Consider the following 2,089-nt stretch of genomic DNA (forward strand, 5'->3'; position numbering starts at 1 on the left):
GTGTCGGGGACAGTGGGCAGCCCTGGCTGCGGGTGACCGGAACCGTGGCCGCGCGGGCCGCCGACCTCGGGGTGCGGTCCTGGCATGTGTCGCTGAGCCATGACGCGGGCGTCGCCTCGGCGGTTGTGATCGCGGAGGGGTGAGGCGTCAGGCCAGGGACCAGATCAGCGTGATCGTGCTGATGAGGCCGATCGCGCCCAGGGTCGTACCGGCCGCCGCCGGCCACAGTCGGCCCGTCCCCTTGCGGGCGTAGTGGACGCCCATCGTTCCGAACGTCACCGCGAGGGCGCCGGCCAGCACCGTCCACGGGATCAGGAACGCCCAGGTGCCCACCGCCGAGAAGGCGCCGAGGATCAGGGCCGTGGGGCCGAGGGCGGTGGCGGGGCTGTCTGTGTCGCCGGGTGCTGTCGAGCTGGTCATGTCTCGTCGATCCCCCCATTTTTTGAACGAGTTCAAAACACGGCTCGATCATACGCCCGGGGCGTCGTCCGCGGGGCGGGACCCCCGAAACCCCCGCCGGGTGGGGTGGCGGGGGTTTCGGAGCATGGGGGTCCGGGTCAGCAGATCGACTGGCTGCTATTCACCCGCGTGATGTTGCGGAACGTCGTGTTCTCGCCGCACGGGCTCTCCCTGATGGCCGAGTTGGTGACCGTCAGGTTCTGGATGGTGATGTCCTTGTTGTTGGCGAACTCCGAGCGGGCCGCCAGGCGCAGTTCGCCGCCGCCCGTGATCGTGCCGCTCTGCGCCGCGAGGCTGACGTTGTAGCAGTTCTCTATCAAGACCGAGTTGTTGCCGGTGTTGGACAGCGTCACCTTGTCGATGACCGCCCCGCCGCTCTCCGAGACGCAGAACACGCCGCGTCCGCCCCCGCGTGCGACGACCTCGCCGACGCGGATGTTGGTCGGGTAGCCGCTGCCGACCCGGCCGTTGCGGTTGGCCATGCGGAAGGCGGCGTAGCCGGTGCCCGTGCCGGTGTTCTCCGCGTCCACCTTGGTGACCTTGGCGTTGATGGTCTGGTTGAGCAGCAGGCCCGACTCTCCGACGTTACGGGCCGTCACCGTGCCGATGGTGATGCCGTCGACGCCGTAGGTCTCGACCGCGTGGCTCGACGCGCCGGAGACGTAGACGTTGTCGATGCGGACGTTGCGCGTCCACTGGCTGGTGTCGCCCCGGTTGTCGATGCGGACGCCCAGCCCGCGGGTCAGGCGCATGTCGATCTGGCCCAGCACCACGTTCTGGACGTTGCGCAGGAAGATGCCGTACAGCGGGGTGCCGGTGAGCTTGAGGTTCTGGACCTCGACGTCACGGGTGCCGCGTGAGTAGACCGGTGCCTGGTCGCCCGAGCCGCTGCCGGTGACGTTGATCGTGCCGCAGACGTCGAGGACGGTGTAGCTCGGCAGCGAGATACGGGAGCCCGCCGAGACCGAACCCGAGCCGCGGACCACGACCCGTTCCTTGGAGGTGCGCCCGGAGGTGAGGCTGTTGACGGCGGCCTGGACGGCCGCCCGCATGTCGGTGCCGGTGTAGACCGTGCTGCCGCCGCGCCGGGCGGTCCAGTTGCCGCCGCTCTGCACGGCCTCGGCCTGGTAGGAGCCGTCTCCGCAGGCCAGTGCGCGCGTGGGGGCGGCCGTGGCGGGGGCGGTCAGGGTGCCGGTAGCGGTGAGGAGGGCGGTGGCGCCGGCGGCGGCCAGTAATGCGGCTCTGCGTCCCATGGGGGCCTCGGTTTCGTCGAACGAGGGGGAGTTGGCAAGCGCTTTCTGCGCGGCGGGAGTCTGGCAAAGGGGCGGCAAAGCGTCAATGGATGCGACACGGCCGGGGGATGAGGGGGATGCGTGTGAGGGGGAGTGAGCCCGTGGTGGTACGGGAAACTCGACCGCATGCGTACTGCGTACAGCGTGGAGACGGTCCGGAACGCCGAACGTGAGCTGATGGCGCGGCTGCCGGAGGGGGCGCTGATGCAACGCGCCGCCGCCGGGCTCGCCGCGGCCTGCGCCGACCTGCTGGGGCGGGTGTACGGCAGCAGGGTCGTGCTGCTGGTCGGCAGTGGCGACAACGGAGGTGACGCCCTGTACGCCGGGGCCCGGCGGGC

3 protein-coding genes and 1 pseudogene are annotated in these 2,089 nt (G+C 70.4%); 2 read left to right on the top strand and 2 right to left on the bottom strand.

The genetic code is table 11. The features are described from left to right. A pseudogene (locus ABZ281_RS47140) lies at nt 1–143 on the top strand (holo-ACP synthase); the annotation flags it as partial. A 4-nt stretch (nt 144–147) separates the two neighbouring features. Here ABZ281_RS47140 and ABZ281_RS47145 read toward each other — a convergent pair. Beyond that, nucleotides 148–420 carry a hypothetical protein gene (locus tag ABZ281_RS47145; protein ID WP_356664750.1) on the bottom strand — a complete coding sequence of 91 codons (273 nt, stop codon included), beginning with the start codon at nt 418–420 and terminating at the stop codon, nt 148–150. Nucleotides 421–557: 137 nt separating this feature from the next. Further along, nucleotides 558–1,712 carry a hypothetical protein gene (locus tag ABZ281_RS47150; RefSeq protein WP_356664752.1) on the bottom strand — a complete coding sequence of 385 codons (1,155 nt, stop codon included), beginning with the start codon at nt 1,710–1,712 and terminating at the stop codon, nt 558–560. 165 nt (nt 1,713–1,877) lie between these two features. Between ABZ281_RS47150 and ABZ281_RS47155 the strand changes: the two genes are divergently transcribed. Further along, nucleotides 1,878–2,089: NAD(P)H-hydrate epimerase (locus ABZ281_RS47155; protein ID WP_356664754.1), on the top strand; the 212-nt coding region annotated here is incomplete at its 3' end.

The organism is Streptomyces sp. NPDC006265 (genome assembly GCF_040613555.1).
Classification (GTDB): domain Bacteria; phylum Actinomycetota; class Actinomycetes; order Streptomycetales; family Streptomycetaceae; genus Streptomyces.